This is a genomic window from Neorhizobium sp. BT27B (assembly GCF_050455485.1).
Classification (GTDB): Bacteria; Pseudomonadota; Alphaproteobacteria; order Rhizobiales; family Rhizobiaceae; genus Neorhizobium.
On record NZ_JBCIYT010000002.1, the window covers coordinates 71783 to 93952 of the forward strand.

At 58.7% G+C, this 22170-nt stretch carries 19 protein-coding genes and 1 tRNA gene; 11 read left to right on the forward strand and 9 right to left on the reverse strand.

Features of this window, described 5'->3' with window-relative positions; translation table 11 throughout:
* Positions 1-42 precede the first annotated feature (42 nt).
* Positions 43-1173, reverse strand: a complete 1131-nt coding sequence (gene cyoA / locus AAIH70_RS05830) for a ubiquinol oxidase subunit II (RefSeq protein WP_132271261.1) — start codon at positions 1171-1173, stop codon at positions 43-45.
* A gap of 329 nt (positions 1174-1502) precedes the next feature.
* Here cyoA and AAIH70_RS05835 point away from each other — a divergent pair, with 329 nt between their 5' ends.
* On the forward strand, positions 1503-2846 hold the full coding sequence (locus tag AAIH70_RS05835; protein ID WP_132271262.1) for an MFS transporter: 1344 nt from the start codon (positions 1503-1505) through the stop codon (positions 2844-2846).
* Positions 2847-3555: 709 nt separating this feature from the next.
* On the opposite strand, the gene AAIH70_RS05840 is transcribed toward AAIH70_RS05835, so the two are convergent.
* The 6 genes from AAIH70_RS05840 to AAIH70_RS05865 form a co-directional block, all read right to left on the reverse strand.
* Positions 3556-3690, reverse strand: a complete 135-nt coding sequence (locus AAIH70_RS05840; RefSeq protein WP_281033511.1) for a hypothetical protein — start codon at positions 3688-3690, stop codon at positions 3556-3558.
* Positions 3691-3880: 190 nt separating this feature from the next.
* The gene (locus tag AAIH70_RS05845; RefSeq protein WP_132271263.1) at positions 3881-4231 is read right to left on the reverse strand and encodes a GCG_CRPN prefix-to-repeats domain-containing protein; all 351 of its coding nucleotides are present in this window, start codon (positions 4229-4231) and stop codon (positions 3881-3883) included.
* A gap of 195 nt (positions 4232-4426) precedes the next feature.
* Positions 4427-4503 (reverse strand) — tRNA-Pro (locus tag AAIH70_RS05850).
* A 237-nt stretch (positions 4504-4740) separates the two neighbouring features.
* Positions 4741-7005, reverse strand: a complete 2265-nt coding sequence (locus AAIH70_RS05855) for a polysaccharide biosynthesis tyrosine autokinase (RefSeq protein ID WP_132271264.1) — start codon at positions 7003-7005, stop codon at positions 4741-4743.
* 35 nt (positions 7006-7040) lie between these two features.
* Complete coding sequence (locus tag AAIH70_RS05860) at positions 7041-7226, reverse strand: hypothetical protein (RefSeq protein ID WP_132271265.1); 186 nt, start codon at positions 7224-7226, stop codon at positions 7041-7043.
* A gap of 41 nt (positions 7227-7267) precedes the next feature.
* Positions 7268-8581, reverse strand: a complete 1314-nt coding sequence (locus tag AAIH70_RS05865) for a UDP-glucose dehydrogenase family protein (protein WP_132271266.1) — start codon at positions 8579-8581, stop codon at positions 7268-7270.
* A 675-nt stretch (positions 8582-9256) separates the two neighbouring features.
* Between AAIH70_RS05865 and rfbC the strand changes: the two genes are divergently transcribed.
* From rfbC to AAIH70_RS05915, 10 genes are all read left to right on the forward strand, one after another.
* Positions 9257-9817, forward strand: coding sequence for a dTDP-4-dehydrorhamnose 3,5-epimerase (gene rfbC, locus AAIH70_RS05870; protein WP_132271267.1), 561 nt, complete (start codon positions 9257-9259; stop codon positions 9815-9817).
* A gap of 17 nt (positions 9818-9834) precedes the next feature.
* Positions 9835-10890, forward strand: a complete 1056-nt coding sequence (gene rfbB / locus AAIH70_RS05875) for a dTDP-glucose 4,6-dehydratase (RefSeq protein WP_132271268.1) — start codon at positions 9835-9837, stop codon at positions 10888-10890.
* Between the two features lie 5 nt (positions 10891-10895).
* A complete protein-coding gene (gene rfbD, locus AAIH70_RS05880; protein WP_132271269.1) occupies positions 10896-11786 on the forward strand; it encodes a dTDP-4-dehydrorhamnose reductase in 891 nt (296 codons plus the stop codon).
* Positions 11787-11879: 93 nt separating this feature from the next.
* On the forward strand, positions 11880-12764 hold the full coding sequence (gene rfbA, locus AAIH70_RS05885; RefSeq protein ID WP_132271270.1) for a glucose-1-phosphate thymidylyltransferase RfbA: 885 nt from the start codon (positions 11880-11882) through the stop codon (positions 12762-12764).
* 85 nt (positions 12765-12849) lie between these two features.
* Positions 12850-14076, forward strand: coding sequence for a glycosyltransferase (locus AAIH70_RS05890; protein ID WP_132271271.1), 1227 nt, complete (start codon positions 12850-12852; stop codon positions 14074-14076).
* Between the two features lie 80 nt (positions 14077-14156).
* Positions 14157-15530 (forward strand): cellulase family glycosylhydrolase, encoded by a 1374-nt coding sequence (locus tag AAIH70_RS05895; RefSeq protein WP_430033592.1) that lies wholly within the window; start codon positions 14157-14159, stop codon positions 15528-15530.
* Positions 15530-16720, forward strand: coding sequence for a glycosyltransferase family 4 protein (locus AAIH70_RS05900; RefSeq protein ID WP_132271273.1), 1191 nt, complete (start codon positions 15530-15532; stop codon positions 16718-16720). The genes AAIH70_RS05895 and AAIH70_RS05900 overlap by 1 nt, the downstream gene beginning before the upstream one ends.
* A 103-nt stretch (positions 16721-16823) precedes the next feature.
* On the forward strand, positions 16824-17651 hold the full coding sequence (locus AAIH70_RS05905) for a glycosyltransferase family 2 protein (protein ID WP_132271274.1): 828 nt from the start codon (positions 16824-16826) through the stop codon (positions 17649-17651).
* Between the two features lie 151 nt (positions 17652-17802).
* Complete coding sequence (locus AAIH70_RS05910) at positions 17803-18909, forward strand: glycosyltransferase family 4 protein (RefSeq protein WP_132271275.1); 1107 nt, start codon at positions 17803-17805, stop codon at positions 18907-18909.
* The gene (locus AAIH70_RS05915; RefSeq protein ID WP_132271276.1) at positions 18906-20270 is read left to right on the forward strand and encodes a hypothetical protein; all 1365 of its coding nucleotides are present in this window, start codon (positions 18906-18908) and stop codon (positions 20268-20270) included. Before AAIH70_RS05910 ends, AAIH70_RS05915 begins: the two co-directional genes overlap by 4 nt.
* A 177-nt stretch (positions 20271-20447) precedes the next feature.
* On the opposite strand, the gene AAIH70_RS05920 is transcribed toward AAIH70_RS05915, so the two are convergent.
* Together AAIH70_RS05920 and AAIH70_RS05925 are read right to left on the reverse strand one after the other, a co-directional pair.
* Entirely contained in the window at positions 20448-21494 is a 1047-nt protein-coding gene (locus AAIH70_RS05920) for an acyltransferase family protein (RefSeq protein WP_165931905.1), read from the reverse strand.
* Between the two features lie 76 nt (positions 21495-21570).
* Complete coding sequence (locus AAIH70_RS05925; protein ID WP_132271278.1) at positions 21571-22089, reverse strand: serine O-acetyltransferase; 519 nt, start codon at positions 22087-22089, stop codon at positions 21571-21573.
* Between the last annotated feature and the right edge of the window lie 81 nt (positions 22090-22170).

Sequence of the window (22170 nt, forward strand, 5' to 3'; positions counted from 1 at the left end):
AACCCGTTCATTGATTTCTTAAAGGGACGCGACGCGCCAGATTCAATTGCTGTTGAGCTGGGCCGGTGCCGGCGTCCCATTGTTGCTTTCGGCTGGTGCCGCCGAATGGCCTTCGTGCGGAGCAGGTTCGCTGCGGGCCGGTTCGCCGGTGGCCGGAACGGTGTCACCCATGCCGGAACCGGTGCCGTGGCCGACTTCGCCAGCGTGGCGGTTGTCGTATTTCAGCTTTTCGCGGTTCTCGTGGCTTTCAACGCCAGCGCCGCCCATCATGTCGATATGCATCATTTCGTTCATGCACATCTTGCCGGGGGTAACGCACATGTTGCGAACGCGGTTATAGAGGCCATCCTCGACGGTGGCGTAATAACGAACGGGTTCGCGTTCGCTCGGCTTTTCAAGCTTCAGGTAGGCGTCGCGGCTCAGCGCGGTGCCATTCTGCTTTACGCGGGCGATCCAGCCGTCGAAGCCGTCATTGGTGACGGCGTGGAACTTGAAACGCATGTGCGAGAAGCCGGCGCCCGAATAGTTGGCCGACAGACCATCGAACACGCCTTCCTTGTTGATGACGGCGTGCAGCTTCGTTTCCATGCCCGGCATGGCGTAGATCATGCCTGCCAGCGCCGGAACGTAGAACGAGTTCATCACCGACGATGCGGTGATCTTGAAGGTGATCGGGCGATCGACCGGTGCTGCCATCTCGTTGACGGTGGCAACACCGTATTCGGGATAGAAGAACAGCCATTTCCAATCGAGCGCGACAACTTCCACTTCCAGTGGCTTTGTCTCGGCCGGGATCGGGCGCTCTGCATCGAGCCGGTCCAGCGGACGGTACGGATCGAGCTTGTGGGTGCTGATCCAGGTGATGGCGCCGAGTACGATGATGATGGCCAGCGGAGCCGACCAGATCACGACTTCGAGGCGCGTAGAATGATGCCAGTTGGGCTCATATCGCGCCTTGGTGTTCGAATGGCGATAATGCCATGCGAAATACAGGGTCAGGAAAAGTACCGGTACGATGATGAGAAGCATCAACAGCACGGATACGACGATGAGATCCCTCTGCTGCGCCGCAATATCCCCCGAGGGTGACATGACGACCATGTCACAGCCGGCAAGTGCGAGGGGGATGGCGAGCGCACAGAGGCGAGAAACAAGCTTCAACAACCTAGGCATCTTTCTGTTCGAAATTCGCATTTGTTTATTTTGACTAATGCAGCGTCGCCGTAGCCTCTATGAGGTGTTTCGTCGCATCGCAACAAAAAATGCGCTTGCGCAAGGGAACGAACGACGTCGAAAATCATTCCGTGACGCATAAGCCCCACACCGCAGGCGTTTTCCAAATAAGGCGGGAATGGGGCAAAGCCAAGGCGGAAGGGCATTTGAAGTTAGTCAAATAATCTAAATCTGCATGACTTTATCAGAATGTTCTTGATTGCTGGCCGCATTCACCGACATCATCTCTTTGTTGGTACCGGAATTGAAAGCGAAGGAGGACGCAATTCATGACCGCTGTCGCAATACCCTCGTCGACGTCTGCCGAAAATGACGTCAGGCATATGCATGAGGACAAGCCGGTCTCGCCTGGCAATATCGCCATCGGCGTCGTCATCGGCCGCATGTCCGAATTCTTCGATTTCTTCGTCTACGGTCTCGCATCCGTTCTGGTGTTTCCGCGTCTGGTGTTTTCGTTCGCGCCTGATCCGGTCACCGCAACGCTCTATTCGTTCGCCGTCTTTTCGCTGGCATTTCTGGCCCGCCCGGTCGGCTCGGTCGTGTTCATGTGGATCGACCGCGTTTATGGCCGCGGCACCAAGCTGACGACGGCGCTGCTGATCCTTGGCGGATCAACCGCATCGATCGCCTTTCTGCCGAGTTACGAAACGGTTGGCATGTGGTCGGTGATCCTGCTGGCGATATTCCGTATGGGCCAGGGCTTTGCGTTGGGAGGCGCATGGGATGGTCTGGCCTCGCTTCTGTCGTTGAACGCACCGAAAAATCGGCGTGGCTGGTATGCGATGATCCCGCAGCTCGGCGCACCGATCGGTTTTGCGATGGCCAGCATGCTGTTCGGCTATTTCGTCGCCAACCTGTCCGACGCGGACTTTTTGAGCTGGGGCTGGCGTTACCCGTTCTTCGTGGCTTTTGCCATCAACGTCGTGGCGCTGTTTGCGCGGCTTCGTATCGTTGCCAGCAAGGAGTTTGGCGCACAGCTGGAAAACCATGAGCTGGAAGCGCGTCCGATACTGGAGACGCTGAACAAGCATGGTCGTGACATCATGCTCGGTGCCTTCGTGCCGCTGGCAAGCTTTGCGATGTTCCATCTGGTGACGATCTTTCCGCTCAGTTGGGTGACGCTTTACGGTGGCCAGCCGGCGGCAGGGTTCCTGTTCGTGCAGATTGCCGGTGCCGTCGTCGGCGTCATGACTATCATCCTGTCGGGCATGCTGGCCGACCGGATCGGCCGTCGCGGCCAGTTGCTGATCGGGGCGATCATCATCGCCATCTTCAGCTTCACCGCCCCGTTCCTGCTCGATGCGGGTCCGGCCGGACAGGATGCGTTCATCATCATCGGTTTCGGTATTCTCGGCCTGTCTTTCGGCCAGGCCTCCGGCTCGGTGTCGTTCCGGTTCAGCCAGGGGTATCGCTACACCGGTGCCGCCTTTACGTCCGACCTTGCCTGGCTGGTCGGGGCAGGTTTCGCGCCGCTGGTGGCGCTCGGTCTTGCCAGCAATTTCGGTATCATCTTCATCGGTGGTTACCTGATCTCCGGCGCGATCTGTACGCTCGTCGCACTCGGCCTCAGCCGGGCGCTGGACAACAGTTCGGATAGTGCCGGCACGGTGTGACCGACATTGCCATTGGATATGACGAAAGCCCCGGCGGTTACCCGCCGGGGCTTTTGCTTTGACGTCATGCGTTTGTGGTTCAAGCCTCGCCGGGGGTGAAGCCCAGCAGATAGATGCCGGCAATCACGATGGCGATGAGAAAGATTGTGATGACGAATTTGACCATGCCGCGACGGGCCTGCGGTTGGCTGTTTTCCATGAAGCTGCTCCTCGCTGTTTGAAACCGGTGGCCTTCGAAAAGGCATCGCATGGTCAACCCGATGAGAGCCGAGAAGTTCCGCTGTTGCCGATCAAGGCATGCAGGCGACGCAATGATATGAATAGGGGAGGAGGCGCCGAGCACCGAAACGTCTGCTGATCAAGTCGCTATTTGCGACGTTGCGGGGGAGGTTCGGAACATCCGGATCCCCCGCGATCAATTGCAGGTGGCCTTACCCGGTAAGGCGGGCCAAGAAATCCTAGCTGTTCAACCAGAGCGGCATAGAAAGCCATGCGACCGTCACAGCCATTCCGATGATCCAGCCGAAAACCTCAAGACGTATTTTGGCGTTCATGGCTGCTCCTTTGCGGCTCAGCTTATAACGCCTTATCTGCCCCAAGGTTTAATCACTTACCGCAACACCGCGTTACAATCGGAGAACGTTGGCCTGGCTTCACCGGCTCTTCAAAAACGATTTTGGCTCGATCGGAAAGGCGTCTGCGACGACGTTCAGCTTACTGACAAACTGGGGAACAGCCAGCCGATATGCGCGGACGCTTCAGTGACGCCGGGATAGGCCCAGAGCAACCAGCGAGCGGCGAGAACTGCGGCGAACAGCAACCCCATGACAATCCAAGGCTTCATGATCGTCCTCCGTCACGTCCAGTAACGATCATTAATATCGGGTGATTGGCCTCAAATTGCAAACCGGCGCCGATCACAATCGAAGGAGGTGATGAAGGTGCCTTGTCCCTTGCGCCTTTTCTGCGAACAGACCATGCAATGACATTCTCATGAAAAAGGCCCTGCCGTTTCCGGAAGGGCCCTGGGTTCATTACCACTCGCGATATTCGCGATAATCTCTGTCGCGGCGATGCTCCCGCCATTCTCTGCGTTCGCGGCGTTCACGCCATTCCCTGCGTTCGCGGCGTTCACGCCATTCCCGGCGATCACGTCGGTCTCGCCAGTGCTCGTGCCGATCCCAGCGGCGCTCATAACGCGGTGGTGGCCGATTGGGCCGGCAGAAGCCGCGGGGAGACAGGTGAAAACCACGTCCGCAGGCATAATCAACATTCTGCACCGCTGCTGCTGCTGGTGCTGCCGGTTGCCCGATCGGCATCGCGTTGGCGCCGCCGCCAAGCAGTGTTCCGAGAACGATTCCGGCGCTCAAAATCAATCCGCGCATGTCATATCCCTCCTTTTGGGGTGAGGGGATTTGGCACCTTGGGCGGTGAACCGTGAATGAATGAAGTGTGATTGTTTCGTGGCCGGATTTCGGCGATTTTTGGGACCGGCTTTGCCGGACTGGCGGTGTCGTCGTGGGCGGGAGAAGCGGCAGGCCCAAAACGAAAAAACCCCGCGTGAGCGGGGTTATTCTGGCTGGTCGGAGTGGCAAGATTCGAACTTGCGACCCCCACGTCCCGAACGTGGTGCGCTACCAGACTGCGCTACACTCCGTGTCCAGCGGGGGTTTCTATAATCGAGCCGCTTGTCTCGCACAAGCGGTAAAGCGAATAATTTTCGTATTTTTTGTGACAGTGTTTCGGTCGCATCCGAGATCGCCTGCAAATTAGCCTTTATGCAGAATTTCGTAATAAGCGCAGTGGGTTGGCGGCACTTGACGATCGTCAGTTCATCGTCCCTCGGTATCCGTTGGAAGCGTTTTCTGCTGCCGAAACGAGCCGCGGCTACGGCTCATTTCTCGTGGTAATAATTGGAAAACTGGCTGTGATAATACTCGTTGGAGCCATGCTGGCCGTAGAGCTTCATCTTTTCCATATCGACCTTGTTGAGGATGACGCCGATGCACTTGGCATGCAGTTCGGCATCCGAAAACAGCGTGTTGCGGACAACGGCCGGCGAGGTTTCGCCCCACTTCACCACCATGACGATGGAATCCAGCATCGGGCTGATGGCGCGGGCATCGACGACGGCGCCGAGCGGCGGCAGGTCGACGATGATGTAGTCGAAATTGCGCCGCAGCGTTTCCATGATCCGGCCCATGACCGGCGATGCCAGAAGATCGGAAGAATGCGGCACGCGACGGCGCACCACTGCCGGCAGGAAGGCGAGGTGGGTCTGCGGATCGAACATCAGCGTCTGGTCGAGCGGCTCGTTATTGGTGAGCGTTTCCAGAATGCCGCGTTCGGCATGCATGGCAAGGGCACGCGTCGCACCCGGATTGCGCAGATCGGCATCGATGAGCAGCGTGCGCGAGCCCTGCATGGCGAGCAGGCCGGCAAGATTGGCGGAAATCGTCGTCTTGCCTTCGCCGGGCAGGGCAGAGACGACGCCGATCACCTTTGCACCTTCACCGGAGAAAGACAGGTCGGCGGCGATCTTGGCGCTTCTCAGCGTTTCAGCAAATTGCGACAGCGGATGGTCCACGCAATAGCGATAGGCGTTGTTCAGCGGACGAATGACGCCGGGGCGTGCCGGTTCGCTGCTGTTGGACGGTGGCGGCAGATTGGTGAGGAGAGGGGCAAGGCCCAGATATTCCAGCCCCAGCTGGTCGCGCACCTGATCGCCGGTGCGGAAAAAGCGGTCGCGGAACTCTCGAAAGCCGCCGATCGAGGCGCCGACCATCAGGCCGAAGAATGCAAACAGCACCATCAGCATCGGCTTGTTGGGCTTGCTCGGCTTGATCGGCGGGGTGGCTTTGGTGATGACGCGCGCTTCCGTCACCGGGAAGGATTGCTGCTGCAGGGCTTCCTGATAACGGGCGAGGAATGTCTGATAGAGGGTCTTGTAGCTTTCGGCCGAGCGTTCCAGCTCGCGCAGCTGTACCTGTGTTTCACCGGCAAGCGCCGAGACCGAGGTGGAGCTGGCGACGCTTTCCTCCAGCGATTTCTGCTTGGCGCGGGCGACGTCGAGTTCGCTCTGATAGCTTTCGGCGATGCGGCCGAGCTCCTCGAACATCTGCTGTTCGTATTGCTCCATCTCGCCGCGCAGGCGGATGGCCTGCACATGGTTCTCGCCGAATTTCTGGGAAATCTCGGCCTGCTTGCGGGATGCCGTGAGATATTTGTCGCGCAGGTTGGCGGAAATCGAATTGACCAGCGCATCGGTCACCAGCGCATCGGAACGGCGTTCGTTGACGATGGTGCGGATGCGATTGTATTTCGCCAGCGCGCGGGCGGTATCGGCCTGTGCCACGATCAGCGAGCTGTTGAGTTCCGACAGCTGCTGCTCATTGACGAGCAGGCCATCCTTGGCGGCGATCAGGCCGTTGTCGCGGCGGAATTTCTGCACGGCAAGGTCGGAATCCATCACCTGCTGTTTCAACTCGGCCAGACGCAGTTCCAGCCATTCACTGGCGCGGCGGGTGGAATCGAAACGCGCATTGAACTTGTCCAGCAGATAGACGCTGGCATAGGTGTTGGCGATCTCGGAGGAAAGCTGGGCGGAGGCCGAAGTGTAGCCGAGATTGATGACATAGGACTGGCCGCTGCGCGCCACTGCCATGTTCTTTTGCAGAACGCTGCGGGCGATGGCCCTGTTGTCTTCCTCCACCTCGGCGTCGGAGCGCAACCACTGCATGACGTTGAGAGGCCCGAGCAGTTTGCCGATCGAAAAACCGGATGCGCCCATGAAAGACGGGTTCTGGGTGAGGTTCAGCTTGTCGATCACCAGATCGGCGACGCTGTCGGACTTGATGATTTCCAGCTGGCTGAGAATGGTCGCCTCGTCATCCACCGTGACGCGCGACTGGGTTTCCGTCATGTCGGTGACAACGCCGCTATTGCCACGATCCATGATCAGGCTGGTATAGGCGGTGAATTGCGGCACTGTCGTCGAGACATAGGCAAAGCCGAGGCCTGCGAAAACGACGACCATCGCCGCCATGATCAGCCATTGCCGGCGGATCATCGACAGAATGGCGTCGAAATCGATCAGAGTGATTTCCGGATCACTGGCTCCCTGGTCTTGCTGGAACGAGAGCTGGTCTGGCATCCTCATCAAGTACTCCTCATGGCCCTTCGAATGACTGGCATTCAGCCCGTAACGTCACGGGCAAGGATCTGGGTTTCATCTGAAGCTGCCGCTATGGCGGCCACGATCGTGGCGACATTCGCCCGGTCTTTCGTTGAAGACGCAATCATCATGCCATCTCTGACGAAATTAAGGAAATGGCCCTGGCAATGCCAAAGGAAACATGCCGGGGCCATTTTCTGCATCATTTTACGCTTCGCCAGCAGTCCTGAGGACTGCGGCTTAGCTGTCAATCGGCCGTGTTGAGGCCGATGCCGTGATAGGCAAAGCCGTGCTTTGCGACTTCCGCCGGGCGGTAGATGTTGCGCAGGTCGACAAGGACCGGGCTTTTCATCATGCTCTTGGCACGCGGCAGGTCGAGCGCACGGAACTGGTTCCATTCTGTCACGATGACGATGGCATCGGCATCGGCGATCGCCTCATAGGGACCGGCAACATATTCGATGTTCTCGATCAGCTTTTTGGCGTTCGCCATGCCTTCCGGATCGTAAGCGGCAACGGTCGCGCCACCATCCTGCAGGGTCTGGATGACGGCAATCGCCGGGCTATCGCGCATGTCGTCGGTGTTCGGCTTGAAGGTGAGGCCGAGCACGGCGATCTTCTTGCCGCGCACGTCGCCTTCCAGCGCCGAGATGACCTTGCGGCCCATGGCGCGCTTGCGGTTGTCGTTGATCGAGATGGTGGTCTCGATCAGGCGCATCGGGCTTTCGTGGTCCTGCGCGGTTTTTGCCAGCGCCAGTGTGTCCTTGGGGAAGCACGAACCACCGTAACCCGGGCCGGCATGCAGGAATTTTGCGCCGATACGGCCATCGAGACCGATGCCGCGCGAAACATCCTGCACATTGGCGCCGACCTTTTCGCACAGATCGGCGATCTCGTTGATGAAGGTGATCTTCATGGCGAGAAAACCGTTTGCGGCGTATTTGATCAGTTCCGAGGTGCGGCGGGCGGTAAACAGCAGCGGCGCCTGGTTGAGGTAGAGCGGGCGGTAGACTTCGGTCATGACGCCGCGGGCGCGGTCGTCGTCGAGACCGATGACGATACGGTCGGGACGCTTGAAGTCCTCGATGGCCGCACCTTCGCGCAGGAATTCCGGGTTGGAAACGACGGCGATATCGGCGTTCGGATTGGCTTCCTTGACGATGCGCTCGACCTCATCACCGGTGCCGACCGGCACGGTCGACTTGGTGACGACGACGGTGAAACCGGTGCAATGCTCGGCGATTTCCTTCGCTGCGGCATAGACATAGGAGAGGTCTGCGTGACCGTCACCGCGACGCGACGGCGTGCCGACGGCGATGAACACCACGTCCGCATCCTTGACGCTGTTGGGCACATCCGTGGAGAAGGTCAGACGGCCGGACTTCACGTTTTCGGCGACGATCTGGTCGAGACCCGGCTCGTAGATCGGCATCACGCCCTTTTCGAGCGCGTCGATCTTCGACTTGTCTTTGTCGACGCAGATGACGTCATGGCCGAAGTCCGCAAAGCAGACGCCGGAGACGAGACCGACGTAGCCAGAACCGATCATGGTGATACGCATATTCCCTCGCGTGTTAGGACTAGGTTGATGCTGCAGCGCGGCATTATTGTGTCATATTCTGTTTCAGGACAACGACAAAAAGCCACTTTCTGACAGAGAATTCGATTGTGGGCGTGACATAGCTGGGGCGTAAGTCCGTTCTTTCAATCCGATTTTTTTATCACACCTGCCCGTCAGGCGAAATTAACCCTTGTCGAGTGACTTTTCTGCCGCAGAATGGGCAAGTTGACGATCCATCATATTTGTGACGGCTTTTATGTCTTTGATACAAAAATGTTTTATTTGCGTCCTATGATCATGGCGGGGTTGCGTGATGAAGCGTGAGGCAATTTTCGCCTGTGAGCAGAAATTCACCTTTGTTTCCAATTATGGTCACTTTTTAAATATCTGAGTCACCCTTGCCATACGCTTTTGGACGCCTAATTCCGGCCGGCGGGGTGGTGAAGAAAGGATGAACCGGGAAAGTTGACAGTTAGGCAGAAAATGTTGCTTCGCAGCATAAAAAGTGCAAACCTGCCGCTACGGTCATTGCTGAATGAAACGAATTCAAGCTGCCGGAGGGCCTTTCAAAAGGTCGCCGGACACTGAAAATTCTCAAGAGGCAAGCATGTCGGCTGCCTCTGTCCGAACTGCCTTTTCGTTGAAAAGGGTTTTCAAGAAACTGACGGGTGCGCAATGAAGATCGAGAGATTGCCTCTGGCCGGGCTGGCCAAGATTATTCCGACGCGACTGGGCGATCATCGCGGCTATTTTTCAGAAGTTTTCAAGGATGGCTGGTTCCGCGAGAATGTCGCGGACGTCACCTTCGTGCAGGAAAACGAATCCCTTTCGGCAACGGTCGGCACGGTGCGCGGCCTGCATTTCCAGCTGGAACCGTTTGCGCAGGGCAAGCTGGTGCGCTGCCTTGCGGGCAAGATATTTGATGTCGCCGTCGATATCCGCGTCGGTTCCCCGACCTATGGTCAGTGGTATGGCGCCGAGCTTTCCAAGGAAAATGGCGAGCAGCTCTGGGTGCCGGCCGGTTTTGCCCATGGTTTTGCCACGCTCGAGCCCGACAGCGTCATCTTCTACAAGGTGACGGCACCCTATAGCGCGGAAAACGATCGTGGCCTTTTGTGGAATGATCCGGCCATCGGCATCGAATGGCCGTTGCCGCTCGACAATGCGGTCCTGTCCGACAAGGACAAAAAACAGCCGGCGCTGGCGGATCTGCCGCCGTCCTTCCAGTATCGATAAGAACAGGAGCAGACCCCATGCGAATTCTCGTCACCGGCGGAGCAGGTTTTATCGGTTCGGCACTCGTGCGGCATCTGGTCAAAAACGTTGGCGCCGAAGTGCTCAATGTCGACAAGCTGACCTATGCCGGTAATCTCGCTTCGCTGAAAGAGATCGAGGGCGCTTCGAACTACCAGTTCCTGCAGGCGGATATCTGTGATCTGCAGAAGATGTCGGAGGCGATGACCTCGTTCAAGCCGGACCGCATCATGCATCTGGCGGCAGAAAGCCATGTCGATCGCTCGATCAGCGGTGCCGCCGATTTCGTGCAGACCAATGTCATGGGCACGTTCTCGCTGCTGGAAGCCGCCCGCCATTACTGGAACGACCTGTCGCCTGCACGGAAAGAGGCTTTCCGTTTCCTGCATGTGTCGACCGACGAGGTGTATGGCTCGCTCGGCGACGAAGGCCTGTTTGAGGAAGTCACGCCTTACGATCCGTCATCGCCCTATTCAGCTTCGAAAGCCGCGAGTGACCATCTGGCGATCGCCTGGCATCGCACCTATGGCCTGCCGGTGGTGGTGTCGAACTGCTCCAACAATTACGGCCCGTACCATTTCCCGGAAAAGCTGATCCCGCTGATCATTCTGAACGCCATGGATGGCAAGCCGCTGCCGGTCTACGGGCAAGGCGTCAATATCCGCGACTGGCTTTATGTCGAGGATCACGCCCGCGCGCTCGACCTGATCGCATCGCGTGGCCGTCTCGGCGAAAAATACAATGTCGGCGGCCGCAACGAGCGCCGCAATATCGATGTCGTCAAACGCGTCTGCTCTCTCATGGACGAACTTCGCCCCAAGGCTACGCCGCATGCCGACCTGATCACCTATGTCACCGACCGGCCGGGCCATGATGCGCGTTATGCCATCGATGCCACCAAGCTGGAAACGGAACTGGGCTGGAAGGCGCAGGAGAACTTTGACAGCGGCATCGAGCGCACCGTGCGCTGGTATCTCGACAATGAATGGTGGTGGCAGCCGCTGCGTCAGGGTGTCTATTCCGGCGAGCGTCTCGGCGTTCTGAAGAAGGGGTGATGCGCATGCGCATAGCCGTCACAGGAAAACAGGGACAGGTGGTGACCGCGCTGATCGAGCGTGGACCTCAAGCCGGTGTCGAGATTATCGCCGTCGGCCGGCCGGAACTGGATCTGGCCGATCCGGCCTCGATCCGCCGTGTTCTTGCCGAACTGAAGCCGGATGCGATCGTGTCTGCGGCCGCCTATACGGCGGTCGACAAGGCCGAGAGCGAGCCGGAACTGGCCTTTACCGTCAATGCCAAGGGACCGGAAGCGCTGGCGCATATCGCTGATGAACTGGGTATTCCGGTCGTGCATCTGTCTACCGATTACGTGTTTCCCGGCGATAAGGATGGTATCTATCTGGAGACGGATGCCACGGGGCCGGTGTCTGTCTACGGACAGTCGAAGCTGGCGGGCGAAGAGGCGATTGCGGCAGCAGCCGCCAATCATACCATCCTGCGCACCGCCTGGGTCTATTCTCCCTTTGGCGCCAACTTCGTGAAGACGATGTTGCGGCTGGCGGAAACCCGCGATGGTTTGAATGTCGTTGCCGACCAGCACGGTACGCCGACGAGTGCGCTCGACATTGCCGATGCGGTAATCGCCATTGCCAAACGTCTGGCGACCGATGCCGATCCCAAGCTTCGCGGTGTCTTCCATCTGACCGGCAGCGGAGAAGCCACCTGGGCGGATTTTGCCGATGAGATCTTTGCCGGGCTGAAGGCCAAAAGCGGCAAGACCATCACCGTCGGCCGCATCACTACCGATCAATACCCGACGCCGGCAAAACGGCCTGCCAATTCGCGGCTGTCGAATGACAAGCTCGCCAAGACTTACGGCATCGTGATGCCCGACTGGAAACAGTCGACGGCGGTGGTGCTCGACCGGCTTCTGAGCGAAGCGAACAGTTGAACGACCAAAAGCCTTTGCGCCTTCCCGGCGCATGGCATTCCAGCGATCGGCGCGGACCTGCAAAAATGTCCGCCCTCACACGAAGGAAAAAGCATGAAGGGTATCATTCTCGCCGGCGGTTCCGGCACGCGGCTTTACCCCATCACCATGGCCGTCTCCAAACAGCTGATGCCGGTTTATGACAAGCCGATGATCTATTATCCGCTGACCACGCTGATGCTGGCCGGCATCAGGGAAATCCTGATCATCACCACGCCGCATGACAACGAGGCCTTCAAGCGCCTGCTCGGCGATGGCAGCCAGTGGGGTATCTCGATCGAATACGCTGTGCAGCCAAGCCCGGATGGTCTGGCGCAGGCTTTTGTCATCGGTGCGGATTTTGTCGGCTCCAACCCGTCGGCGCTGATCCTCGGCGACAACATCTATTACGGCCACGGCCTGCCGCAATTGATGCGTCCGAAGGACGGTACGGACAAGGGCGCGCGTGTGTTTGCCTATCACGTCACCGATCCGGAGCGTTACGGCGTGGTCGAGTTCGACCAATCGATGAAGGCGCTGTCGATCGAGGAAAAGCCGGCCGAGCCGAAGAGCAACTGGGCGGTCACCGGTCTTTATTTCTACGACGAACAGGTCATCGACATCGCCGCCAACCTGAAGCCGTCGCCGCGCGGCGAGCTTGAGATCACCGACGTCAACCGCATCTATCTCGAGCGCGGCCAGCTTTCGGTCGAACTGATGGGCCGTGGTTATGCCTGGCTCGATACCGGTACGCCGGACAGCCTGCTGGATGCCGCTGATTTCGTCGGCACGCTTGAAAAGCGTCAGGGATTCAAGATCGCCTGCCCGGAAGAAGTCGCCTACCGCATGGGTCATATCGATGACGCCCAGCTGGAGAAGCTTGCCGTCAAACTCGGCAAGAGCAATTACGGCCAGTACCTGATGAAGCTTGCAAAGACCAAATACGACCTGGGCTTTTGAGGCCAGACACGTTGAGAATAACGCCCTTTGGGAGGAGGGCGACCCGACCGGCAGACAGCAATCCGGCAACAAACTTGAGGTGTGAATGCGTATTCTGGTGATCTCGGCGATGTTCCCGCCCAATATTCTCGGCGGTGCGGAAATTTCGGCGTTCAACCTCACGACCTGGCTGCAGAAACAGGGCCACGAGATCGGCGTGCTGACGGCTGCCAAGTCGCCGGACGAGGTGAAGTACGGCGAAATGGTCGATGGCATGAAGATCTGGGCGCTCTACATGCCGAGGCCTTACCCGATCTTCAAGCAGGGCCGGGGCGTTTCGAAATACAAGAAGCCGCTCTGGCACCTGCAGGACCATCTCGATCCGCGCAATCCCAAAATGGTTGCCAAGGTTCTGGACGAGTTCAAGCCGGATTTCTGCAATGTGCATTACATCACCGGTATCGGCCATAATGTTCTGCCGGAACTGGGCAAGCGCGATATCCCGGTCATGTATGTGATGCCGGACATGGCGCTCTCCTGCGTCAAGCTGACGATGTTCGTCGATGGCAAGACCTGCGAGACCCAGTGCGGGCCGTGCAAGATGTCGGCCGGTTACAAACGTCGCGGCATCCGCGCCATGCGCCGCATCGGCTTCTGTTCCCCCTCTAGGGCGAACCTGGAGCGCAATGCGATGTTTCAACCGCTGGCCGATTACCCGATGGCGCATATTCTGAACGCCAACAAATATCCGCCGCCGACAAAGGCGCGCGAACCGAGCAATGACGTGCGTTTCGTTTATGCTGGACGTCTGGAATCCGCCAAGGGCGTGGATGTTCTGCTAGAAGCCGCCGAGGAACTGGCTGAAAAATGGCCGTTCAGCTTCAAGGTGGTTGGTTCCGGTGCCGATGCCGATGCGCTCAAAGCCCGGTTCGGGCATCACAAGTGGCTGGAATTTACCGGCCATGTGCCGTTGCAGACGGCGATCGACAATATCGGCGGCAGCGATGTGCTCTGCATTCCATCGATCTGGATGGAAAATTCGCCGGGTGTCGTCATCCAGGCGCTGGGCATGAGTGTGCCTGTCATCGGCAGCCGCGTCGGCGGCATTCCGGAACTGGTGCAGCACGACGAGAACGGCATTCTGGTGCCGCCGGGTGACAAAAACGCCTGGCGTGATGCGTTGGAAGAAGTGCTGGCCGATCGCGAAAAGCTGGAACGCTACAAGTCCAATGCCGCGTCCAAGGCAGGCGAGTTCGATCAGGACTATCTCGGCGGGCGCTATCTCGAGTTCATCGATCAGATCAAGAATTTCGACGGGCGGGTGGCCGTTTGAGGCCATTTTGCAAATTCCATGCGTCGCATGCGGTTTCGGCTCCAAGGCCGAAAGAAATGTGCAAAGGCAGGAAAAACGACATGAAGGTGACACGACAGACGGCTTTTCGCACCGCGCTTTTGAGCGCCTGCTTCGGTGTGCTCGCCTGCGCGTCGTCGGCTCTAGCGCAGTCGGTTACGTTCGAGAAGCCACAGGAGAGGGGCTATGTCGCCCCGATCATCGGCGCCAATACCCATTTCGGCACGGTGCGTGTTCTCGGCTACAAGGATGCCCACAAGGTGCGCGAGCAGCTCGGCCAGATTGGCGCGACTAGCTTCCGCGACTACATGCCGTGGCAGTCGTTCAACTTTCCGCCCTCCGGCCCGGTTCTTTCCAAATCCGGCCGGCTGATGAATTTCCTGCCGCAGGCCGGTTTGACGCCGATGATCAATCTCGGCCTTGCCAATTCCGGCGTCAAAGGTGGTGTGCCGCCGGTCAGCGATTCAGCGCTCGAAGTGTTCGAGGATTATGTCGGCAAGGCTGTGGAGCTGACACAACAATACGATCCGATCTACGAGATCTGGAACGAATGGAACATGTATATCGGCACCGGCAAACCGCAGCCGCGCATCATGGGCGAGGGGCCGAAGGATGATCCGCGCTCGGCCAGCCATTATGTGCGTGTCGCCAAGGTGGCAGTCGAAAAGATCCGGCAGGTGAACCCGAAAGCCAAGATCGTCGTCGGCGCCGTTGGCGATGACGAGGACTGGGGCTGGGCCAAGGCGATCGTGCGCGATGGCGTGATGGACGGTGCCGATGGCCTGTCCGTGCATCTCTACAATCAATGCTCGGCCAATCCGCATGACCGTACGGCTGAAGAAATGATCGATCGCGTCGAGAAACTGCAGGCGGACCTGCGCCAAGTGCGCGGCGGAACCGAGACGCCGCTTTACATCACCGAGTTCGGCTGGCCGACCTCGAAGGGCACTTGTGGTATGCCGCTCGACACATCCGCCTATAATTTCGCCCAGTTTATCCTGCATTCCGCAACCATCCCTTGGATCAAGGGTGTTTGGATGCACGAATTGAAGAACATTTCACCGGACCCGGTGGACCGTGAAAGCAATTACGGCCTCTTTTCCTATGAGGACCAAGCCAAACCGGCTGCCTGCTTCATGGGTGCCGCCGCCGAACTGGTGAAGTCGGCGGAGAGCGTGGAAATCCGCGAGCCCCGGCCGGACGTCTTTGTTGCGCGTCTCGTCTCCGGTACGGGCCAGAAAATCGTCATGTGGACGAAAGGTGACTGGGTGAAGGCGGGCTATTCCACCTCTGCCCAGCCGGTGAAGACACAAGCCATGTGCGAGGCAGAAGGTCTTGCCAAGGCGAATGCCGGACGTATCGGCCCGGCGCCGGTCATTCTCGATTTTTCCACGCAGGATCCGGTCACGATCAAGTTGGGCGAGGTGCAGCAATAATGTCGGTTATTTCCTTCGTTCGATCACTGTTTTCGGCAGCCGGTGCGGCAAAGGCCACACGCGACGGGCGCAGCCGTATCTGGGTGATCGGCCCGATGCCGCAGCCGCTGAACGGCCAGACCAATTACAATCGCCACATCGTCGCCGAGTTCGAAAAACATGCGCCGGTGACAGTGCTGCCGACCGGTGGAACGGGCGCGGAAAAGATCGCTGCCGCGTTCGTTCTGCCGCTGATTGTGCTGTTTTCCATCCCGCGCACCGATCACGTCTATACCTCGCCACCCGGCCAGAACGGTCTTTGGCTGTTCATGGGGTGCCTGGCTGCTCTTCGGCTCAAGCGGCTGGACCATTTCATCCACCACCATTCGTTCCGGCCGATCAATCTCGGGCCTACCCGTTCGGCGCGGACGCTGGTTGCCGTCAGCGGTCCCTATCAGCGCCATGTCTTCCTGTCGGAAAAGATGCGGGATCGTTATGCCGATCTTTATTTCACGCCGGAACTGAAGGCACGCAGTTTTGTGCTGCCAAATGCCTATCTGTTTTTCGAGGAAAAGCCGGCAGGCGCGGTGCGTACAGGCCCGATTACGATGGGGCACCTCAGCGTTCTCACCCGCGAAAAGGGCGTGGATTACCTGATCGCCTTGGCCGAGCGCATCTTTGCCAAACGCGACGATTTTCGTTTCGTGCTGGCCGGCCCGGTGCGCGACGAAAGCCTGAAACAGGAGATTCTGGCCTTCTGCGCAAAATATCCGGATCGCGCCGAATATCTCGGCCCGGTTTATGACGATGCCAAGGATGCGTTTTACCAGCGGCTCGACATGTTCGCTCTGCCGTCGCGGCTGATCGATGAGGCGGATCCGCTGGTGATTCTTGAGGCCTATGGTTACGGCTGCGATATTCTCGCTTCCTCCACCGGCTGCATTCCGGAGCGGTTGCGCACGAGCGACCGCATCATGTCCTTCGATCTAGAGAAGGATACGGAATTGCTCGACAGCGCCATCACCGATCTCGCCGCTAACCGTCAGGCGATCGCCGGGGCCGGACGTGCCCATATCGCCGCCATGCACCGCCGCTCGGTGGCGCAGGCCAACATCTTTTTCCACGCGCTGGAAATCGACGCAGCCGCCGATCCCGATACGACCTTCGACACGTCAGCCGGTTTTCTGCCGGGCGCAGCGGGGAAGGCATGACCATGACTTTCACACCAAAAAATCTTCGCCGAATTCTTCTGCTGCCAACCCTGCAAACGTTGCCGCAGCGCACTTCATCCCATCACGAACACATGGGTCAAAGATGACAACAAAATCGCCTCTCAACGTCATTGTCGTCAACTTCCGCACGGCGGGTCTCACCATCCGCTGCGTGGAATCGATGATCGCGCAATCCGTCGCCAAGCCGGAGGAGATCATCGTCGTCGATAATCTGTCCGGTGACGATTCCGTGCCAGTCCTGCGTGCCAAGCTGCCGATCGGGGTCAGGCTCATCGCCTCCGACCGCAATGCCGGCTTCGGTGCCGGTATCAACGAAGGCTACAAGCATACCAACGCCGATTACCTGCTGGTGCTCAACCCGGATACCTATTTCGAGTTCGACAGCGTTGCGCGGGTGATGGATCTCATGAACCGCGATCCGGGTGTCGGTCTCGTCGGTCTCGATCTCGTCAACCCGGATCGCAGCCGCCAGTATTCGGCGCGCCGCTTCTATTCGGTCCTCGATATCGGCGCGCGCCGGGTGAACATGCTCGGCAAGATGTTCGCCGGCCGCATCGACCGCCACCTCATGCGCGAGGCCTGGCGTGACGGCAAGCCGTTCGAGGCGGAATGGGTGATGGGCACCGGTTTCGTCATCCGCAGCGAGCTTTACGCGCAGCTGAATGGCATGGACGAGGCCTATTTCCTCTATATGGAGGACGTCGATCTTTGCGCCCGTGTGTGGCGGGCCGGCAAGAAGGTGATCTGCTATCCGGGCGCGCAGCTGGTGCATGACCACCAGCGCTCGAGTGCGTCCAGCCCCTTCAGTTTCGCGGGGCGCGCGCATTTGAGAAGCCTGGTGATGTTCGGGCGGAGGTTCTCTTTGCCGCTGATCCGCTCGCCCGGCCTTAAAAAGATCATGCGATCGTAAGATTAAAACCAACCTTGGGGGGATTTCGTTTGTCGGAACACATCAACGCAGCCAACAGCGTCGCGATGCTCCGGCAGGCGCGACCATTCAAACGATCGGTGCAGGTTGAAAATGCCTTCGAACCGTTCGTTTTGTATGGCGCAACTAGACCATGAAGATACTTCACGTCTGCGAAAGCATTATCGGTGGTACCGGCTCCTATCTGGCAGAACTGATCCCGCATCAGGTCGCAGCCTATGGGCGCGAGAACGTGCAGCTTCTGGTGCCGGAAACGCATTTCGATTTCATCGATCCTGCCATCCGTGAATGCGGTGCGCAGATCGTCACCTTCAAGCGGCCGACGCGGCTGTTCGGCTCTTTCCTGCTGGTGCAGCGTTATCTGCAGACGGTGAGCAGTTTCGAGCCGGATGTCGTGCATGCGCATTCGTCGGTGGCGGGTATCATCGTGCGGGTGCTTGGCCTGCGTCGGAGCCACCGCATCGTGTTCTGCCCGCATGGCTGGTCGGTGGACATGCAGGGCGCGCGTTATGTGCGCGGCTTTGCCGAGATGATGGAGCGCAAGCTGGGCAATGCGGCCGACAGCATCATCGTCATTTCCAAACACGAATACCGCCGCGCCATGGAACTGGGCCTGTCGCCCGATAAAGTGACGCTGGTGGAAAGCGGTATCGACCGCAACGTGCCGCCCGTGCCATCCGCCGTTTGGCAGGATGATCGTATCCGCCTTCTTTATGCCGGACGGTTCGATTACCAGAAGGGTGTCGATATTCTTCTCAAAGCCATCGATGGACTGGGCGATCATTTGAGTGTGCGTCTGGTCGGCGGTTTCGCCGTCAGCGAGGAAAACATGCCCGAAACGCTGCCCGACCATATCGCCCAGCTGGGCTGGATGGACCGCGATGGCGTTTATGCGCAGATGAAGGCCTGCGATGTGCTGGTCGTGCCATCGCGCTGGGAAGGATTTGGGCTTGTCGCGATCGAGGCGATGCGTATGCAGAAGCCGGTTGTCGCGGCTGCTGTCGGCGGTCTCGTCGAGATCCTCGGCAATGGCCAATACGGCATTCTGGTCAACCCTGAAGACCCCGATGCGCTGCGCGATTGCCTTGCCGGGCTGACCCGCGAAACGCTTGCGGAACTCGGAGAGGTGGGCCGCAAGCGCTTTCTCGCATGTTACACATCAGACCGGATGGTGCGGCAGATCGACGACGTTTACGTCTCGATCCTCACCAGCCGGGTGACGGAGCCACAACCCGTATGATCACAAGACGGTACGAAAGCGATACGCCCAAGATCGACTGGGACGAGGTGGTTTACAACTTCCTGCTCGTCACCTTCATCCTGTTCGCCATCCGCGACGGCCTGACCGGTAGTATCCGCTATCTGTTCCAGCTGCTGCACGTGTCCTTTCTGTGGTTCGTGCCGGATCTGATGTCCTTCGTGGCGATGGGGCTGTTTTTCTACCAGCAGTTCTTCGTCAAGAAGAACGCGATCGGGATGTATCTCTGCTACATCTTCATCCTGTCGACGATCACCAGCATCTTCTTCATGAACAATTCGGCGTTTTCGCTGTTTTCGTCGATCAAGATGTTCATCCCGATGTTTGTCGGCTTCTGTTTCTACGGTCGTTCGGTGACGGAACGGCCATGGGTGCGGGTGGTGTTGATCGCCATCTGTGCATCCTCCGTCCTCGGCCTTCTGGCCAATCCTTATGTCGAATATCCCTGGGTCGGCCAGACGATCAGCAGCTTTGGCATGGAGCGCGAGGCGACAAAGCTGTGGTGGCAGGAAGGCGGCATCCGTTACGGCGGGCTTGCCGGCGACAGCACCATGGCCGCCTATATGGTGATCTTCATCTTCATCCTGCTGTCACCGCATTACAGCTTTCTGACCAACGTCATCTGCCTGCCGATCATTCTCTGGGCTATTCAGGTCTCGACCAGCAAGACGGCGCTGGGCGTCTATTTCCTCTATGTCGGCATCTATTTCACCGTCTATTTCCTGCGTGACCGGGCGCTGAACATCGCTTTCCTGCGGCTTGTCGCCAAGTGGTCCTTCGTGTGCCTTCTGGTGCCGCCGCTATTGATGCTGATGTTTTATGGCGCCGAACTCGGCAAGGTGTCGTCGTCGCTGTTCAGTCTGCAGGACCGTATCGACAATACCTGGCCCGGTCCGTTCCAGACGGTCGCCGAAATCTTTCCGGCCGGCACCGTGTTCGGCTGTGGCCTCGGCTGCTTCAGTTATCCGATGGATTACACGGCGCTTGCCGACTACAACCTGCCGCTCGACAATTTCTACATGTCGACGCTGATCATGATGGGCATGCCCTTCGTGCTGTTCGTGGTCATGCAGTTCCTGATGGTGCGGCATGCGCGAGACCCGGTAAAACTGTCGCTGATGACGATGTTCAATTTCTACAGCATCACCATCCAGTGTTACGGCCCGTCCTATGCGACGCTGATGTTCGGCTACATCTTTTCCGAAATGTTCGGGTATCACGTGAGGAATAAGTCACGTGTGCCGAAACAGCCGAAGCTGAAGCCACGCAATGTGGCGCAGGGCGGGGCGGAGCCGGGGTTGGCCAACAGGCAGGCGGATATGGTGCCGAGACCGCAGGGGTAGGGCAATTAAAAAGACCCCGCCCCAAACCCCTCCCCACAAGTGGGAGGGGCTTAACCCGTCGCCCCGTCGAAGCTTAATTGAGGCGAGAGGTAGCCGCGGGTTTTCTCCCCCCTTGTGGGGGAGATGGCCGGCAGGCCAGAGGGGGACTTTGCCAAATCCGGAAAGGTTTTTCAGCCCTCACTCCGCCGGCTGCGGCTGACGACGCTGCATGATCCGTCCCGTCAGGCTGAGCACCGGTTTCTCCACGTAATAATGAAACAGCAGGCCAGCCACCTGGCAGGCGATGACGATGCCGACGAAATAGAACTCGAGCGGCAGCGGAATTTTCGCATGCGCGATCATGGTGATCTTCAACAGCAGCGACAGAAGCGGGTAATGGATGAGGTAGAGGCTGTAGGAGGCTGCGCCCATCATATCCAACGGCTTGAACGGGCGGTTCCATGAGGGAAGCGCACACAGCCCGTAGATGATGCCTGTCGCGCCGAGGCCGAAGAGCAGGATCAGGTAATCCGGGTCTGCCCCGCCGCCATAACTGACCTGCCACCATGTGCCGGCGAACACTATGGTTCCAGCAAGGAAGGTCGGCAGGCCATAGGCCATGTCTTCGCGCACGAACAGCCAGCCTATGCCCATGCCGGCGATGAAGAGCAGGTGATAGGGGCTGAGCAGGAATTTCAGAAGCCACGGCTCATCGAGGAAAACGCCGGCAAGCGAGCCGACTACACCCCAGCCGATCAGAAGGGCAAGGCCGATCCGGCGGTTCCAGAGATAGACAAGGAAGGTGGCGTAAAACAGCATTTCGTGGCGCAGCGTCCATTCGACGCCGAGCAGCACTTCCTTTTCGACCGGCAGGATGAGGTAGGCGGCAATCACGTCCCAGACGCCGATATCGGCGCCGGCGGCGAACGCCATCGCCGTGGTGGCGATCAGCACGATCCATAGCGGCGGATAGAGACGGCGAAAGCGCTTGAAGACGAACTTTTTCAGCGCCTCCGCATCACCCTCCCGATCACGGCGGTGGGCGTAATAGATGACGAAACCGCTTAAGACGAAGAACAGTTCGACACCGGCCGAACCGGCCTTGAAGATGGGAAACACCGCACGATCGAAATATTTCGACAGCGCCATGGTGATTTCCAGATGATAACCGACGACCATCAGGGCGGCGATGGCACGGACCCAGTTCAACTGGTAGAGCTGATTGCGCGACTTCGTCTGATCCATGGCCAAAAACACCCCTGTGATTGGTTGTTCGCGAGAAAGCGCGCGCTTCGTTCGATCGGGCCTTGTTCTGCCCGGTTTATTCTCCGGTGCCGACACGGATGAGTTTCGCCGGGTTGCCGGCGACGATGCCGTGATCCGGCACATCCTTCACGACCACCGATCCGGCACCCACCACGGCTTTTTCACCCACCGTGATCGGGCCGATGACGATGGCATTCGGATAAAGCGTGGCACCCGCGCCGATCACCGGATATTTTGGCGAGGCGGTCTTGCCGATCGTTACCGTCTGGTAGATCGCTGCACCTTCGCCGATCTCGACACCTTCGCCGATGACGACACCGACTGGATGCGGCAGGAACAGGCCGGGCGCGATATGGCTGCCGAGATTGATGTGGCAGCCGCTGCGCGTGACATTCCAGCGCCAGACGATGATGCCGAGGCGTTTCAGGCGGCCCTTGTAGAAATGCGTGGCGACGCGGTGCAGGAAAACGGTGGCGAAACCGGGATTGAAGAGAAACGTGAAAGGCAGTTTCTTCATGCTGCGGTGGCCGGCGTTGATCTGCAGGTCCGCTTTGACGACATCCCAGAATTTCATGAAGGCTTCCTGTTTGTCCGGTTCATTTCGCAATTGCGAAGGAATGTTATATTTCGTAGCCGCCTGACCGCGAATGTCAAC

What these genes read in the sequence shown, in the direction of transcription:
- cyoA (WP_132271261.1), bottom strand. Translation starts at nt 1,173, where the DNA reads ATGCCTAGGTTGTTGAAGCTTGTTTCTCGCCTCTGTGCGCTCGCCATC.
- AAIH70_RS05835 (WP_132271262.1), top strand. Translation starts at nt 1,503, where the DNA reads ATGACCGCTGTCGCAATACCCTCGTCGACGTCTGCCGAAAATGACGTC.
- AAIH70_RS05840 (WP_281033511.1), bottom strand. Translation starts at nt 3,690, where the DNA reads ATGAAGCCTTGGATTGTCATGGGGTTGCTGTTCGCCGCAGTTCTCGCC.
- AAIH70_RS05845 (WP_132271263.1), bottom strand. Translation starts at nt 4,231, where the DNA reads ATGCGCGGATTGATTTTGAGCGCCGGAATCGTTCTCGGAACACTGCTT.
- AAIH70_RS05855 (WP_132271264.1), bottom strand. Translation starts at nt 7,005, where the DNA reads ATGAGGATGCCAGACCAGCTCTCGTTCCAGCAAGACCAGGGAGCCAGT.
- AAIH70_RS05860 (WP_132271265.1), bottom strand. Translation starts at nt 7,226, where the DNA reads ATGATGCAGAAAATGGCCCCGGCATGTTTCCTTTGGCATTGCCAGGGC.
- AAIH70_RS05865 (WP_132271266.1), bottom strand. Translation starts at nt 8,581, where the DNA reads ATGCGTATCACCATGATCGGTTCTGGCTACGTCGGTCTCGTCTCCGGC.
- rfbC (WP_132271267.1), top strand. Translation starts at nt 9,257, where the DNA reads ATGAAGATCGAGAGATTGCCTCTGGCCGGGCTGGCCAAGATTATTCCG.
- rfbB (WP_132271268.1), top strand. Translation starts at nt 9,835, where the DNA reads ATGCGAATTCTCGTCACCGGCGGAGCAGGTTTTATCGGTTCGGCACTC.
- rfbD (WP_132271269.1), top strand. Translation starts at nt 10,896, where the DNA reads ATGCGCATAGCCGTCACAGGAAAACAGGGACAGGTGGTGACCGCGCTG.
- rfbA (WP_132271270.1), top strand. Translation starts at nt 11,880, where the DNA reads ATGAAGGGTATCATTCTCGCCGGCGGTTCCGGCACGCGGCTTTACCCC.
- AAIH70_RS05890 (WP_132271271.1), top strand. Translation starts at nt 12,850, where the DNA reads ATGCGTATTCTGGTGATCTCGGCGATGTTCCCGCCCAATATTCTCGGC.
- AAIH70_RS05895 (WP_430033592.1), top strand. Translation starts at nt 14,157, where the DNA reads ATGAAGGTGACACGACAGACGGCTTTTCGCACCGCGCTTTTGAGCGCC.
- AAIH70_RS05900 (WP_132271273.1), top strand. Translation starts at nt 15,530, where the DNA reads ATGTCGGTTATTTCCTTCGTTCGATCACTGTTTTCGGCAGCCGGTGCG.
- AAIH70_RS05905 (WP_132271274.1), top strand. Translation starts at nt 16,824, where the DNA reads ATGACAACAAAATCGCCTCTCAACGTCATTGTCGTCAACTTCCGCACG.
- AAIH70_RS05910 (WP_132271275.1), top strand. Translation starts at nt 17,803, where the DNA reads ATGAAGATACTTCACGTCTGCGAAAGCATTATCGGTGGTACCGGCTCC.
- AAIH70_RS05915 (WP_132271276.1), top strand. Translation starts at nt 18,906, where the DNA reads ATGATCACAAGACGGTACGAAAGCGATACGCCCAAGATCGACTGGGAC.
- AAIH70_RS05920 (WP_165931905.1), bottom strand. Translation starts at nt 21,494, where the DNA reads ATGGATCAGACGAAGTCGCGCAATCAGCTCTACCAGTTGAACTGGGTC.
- AAIH70_RS05925 (WP_132271278.1), bottom strand. Translation starts at nt 22,089, where the DNA reads ATGAAATTCTGGGATGTCGTCAAAGCGGACCTGCAGATCAACGCCGGC.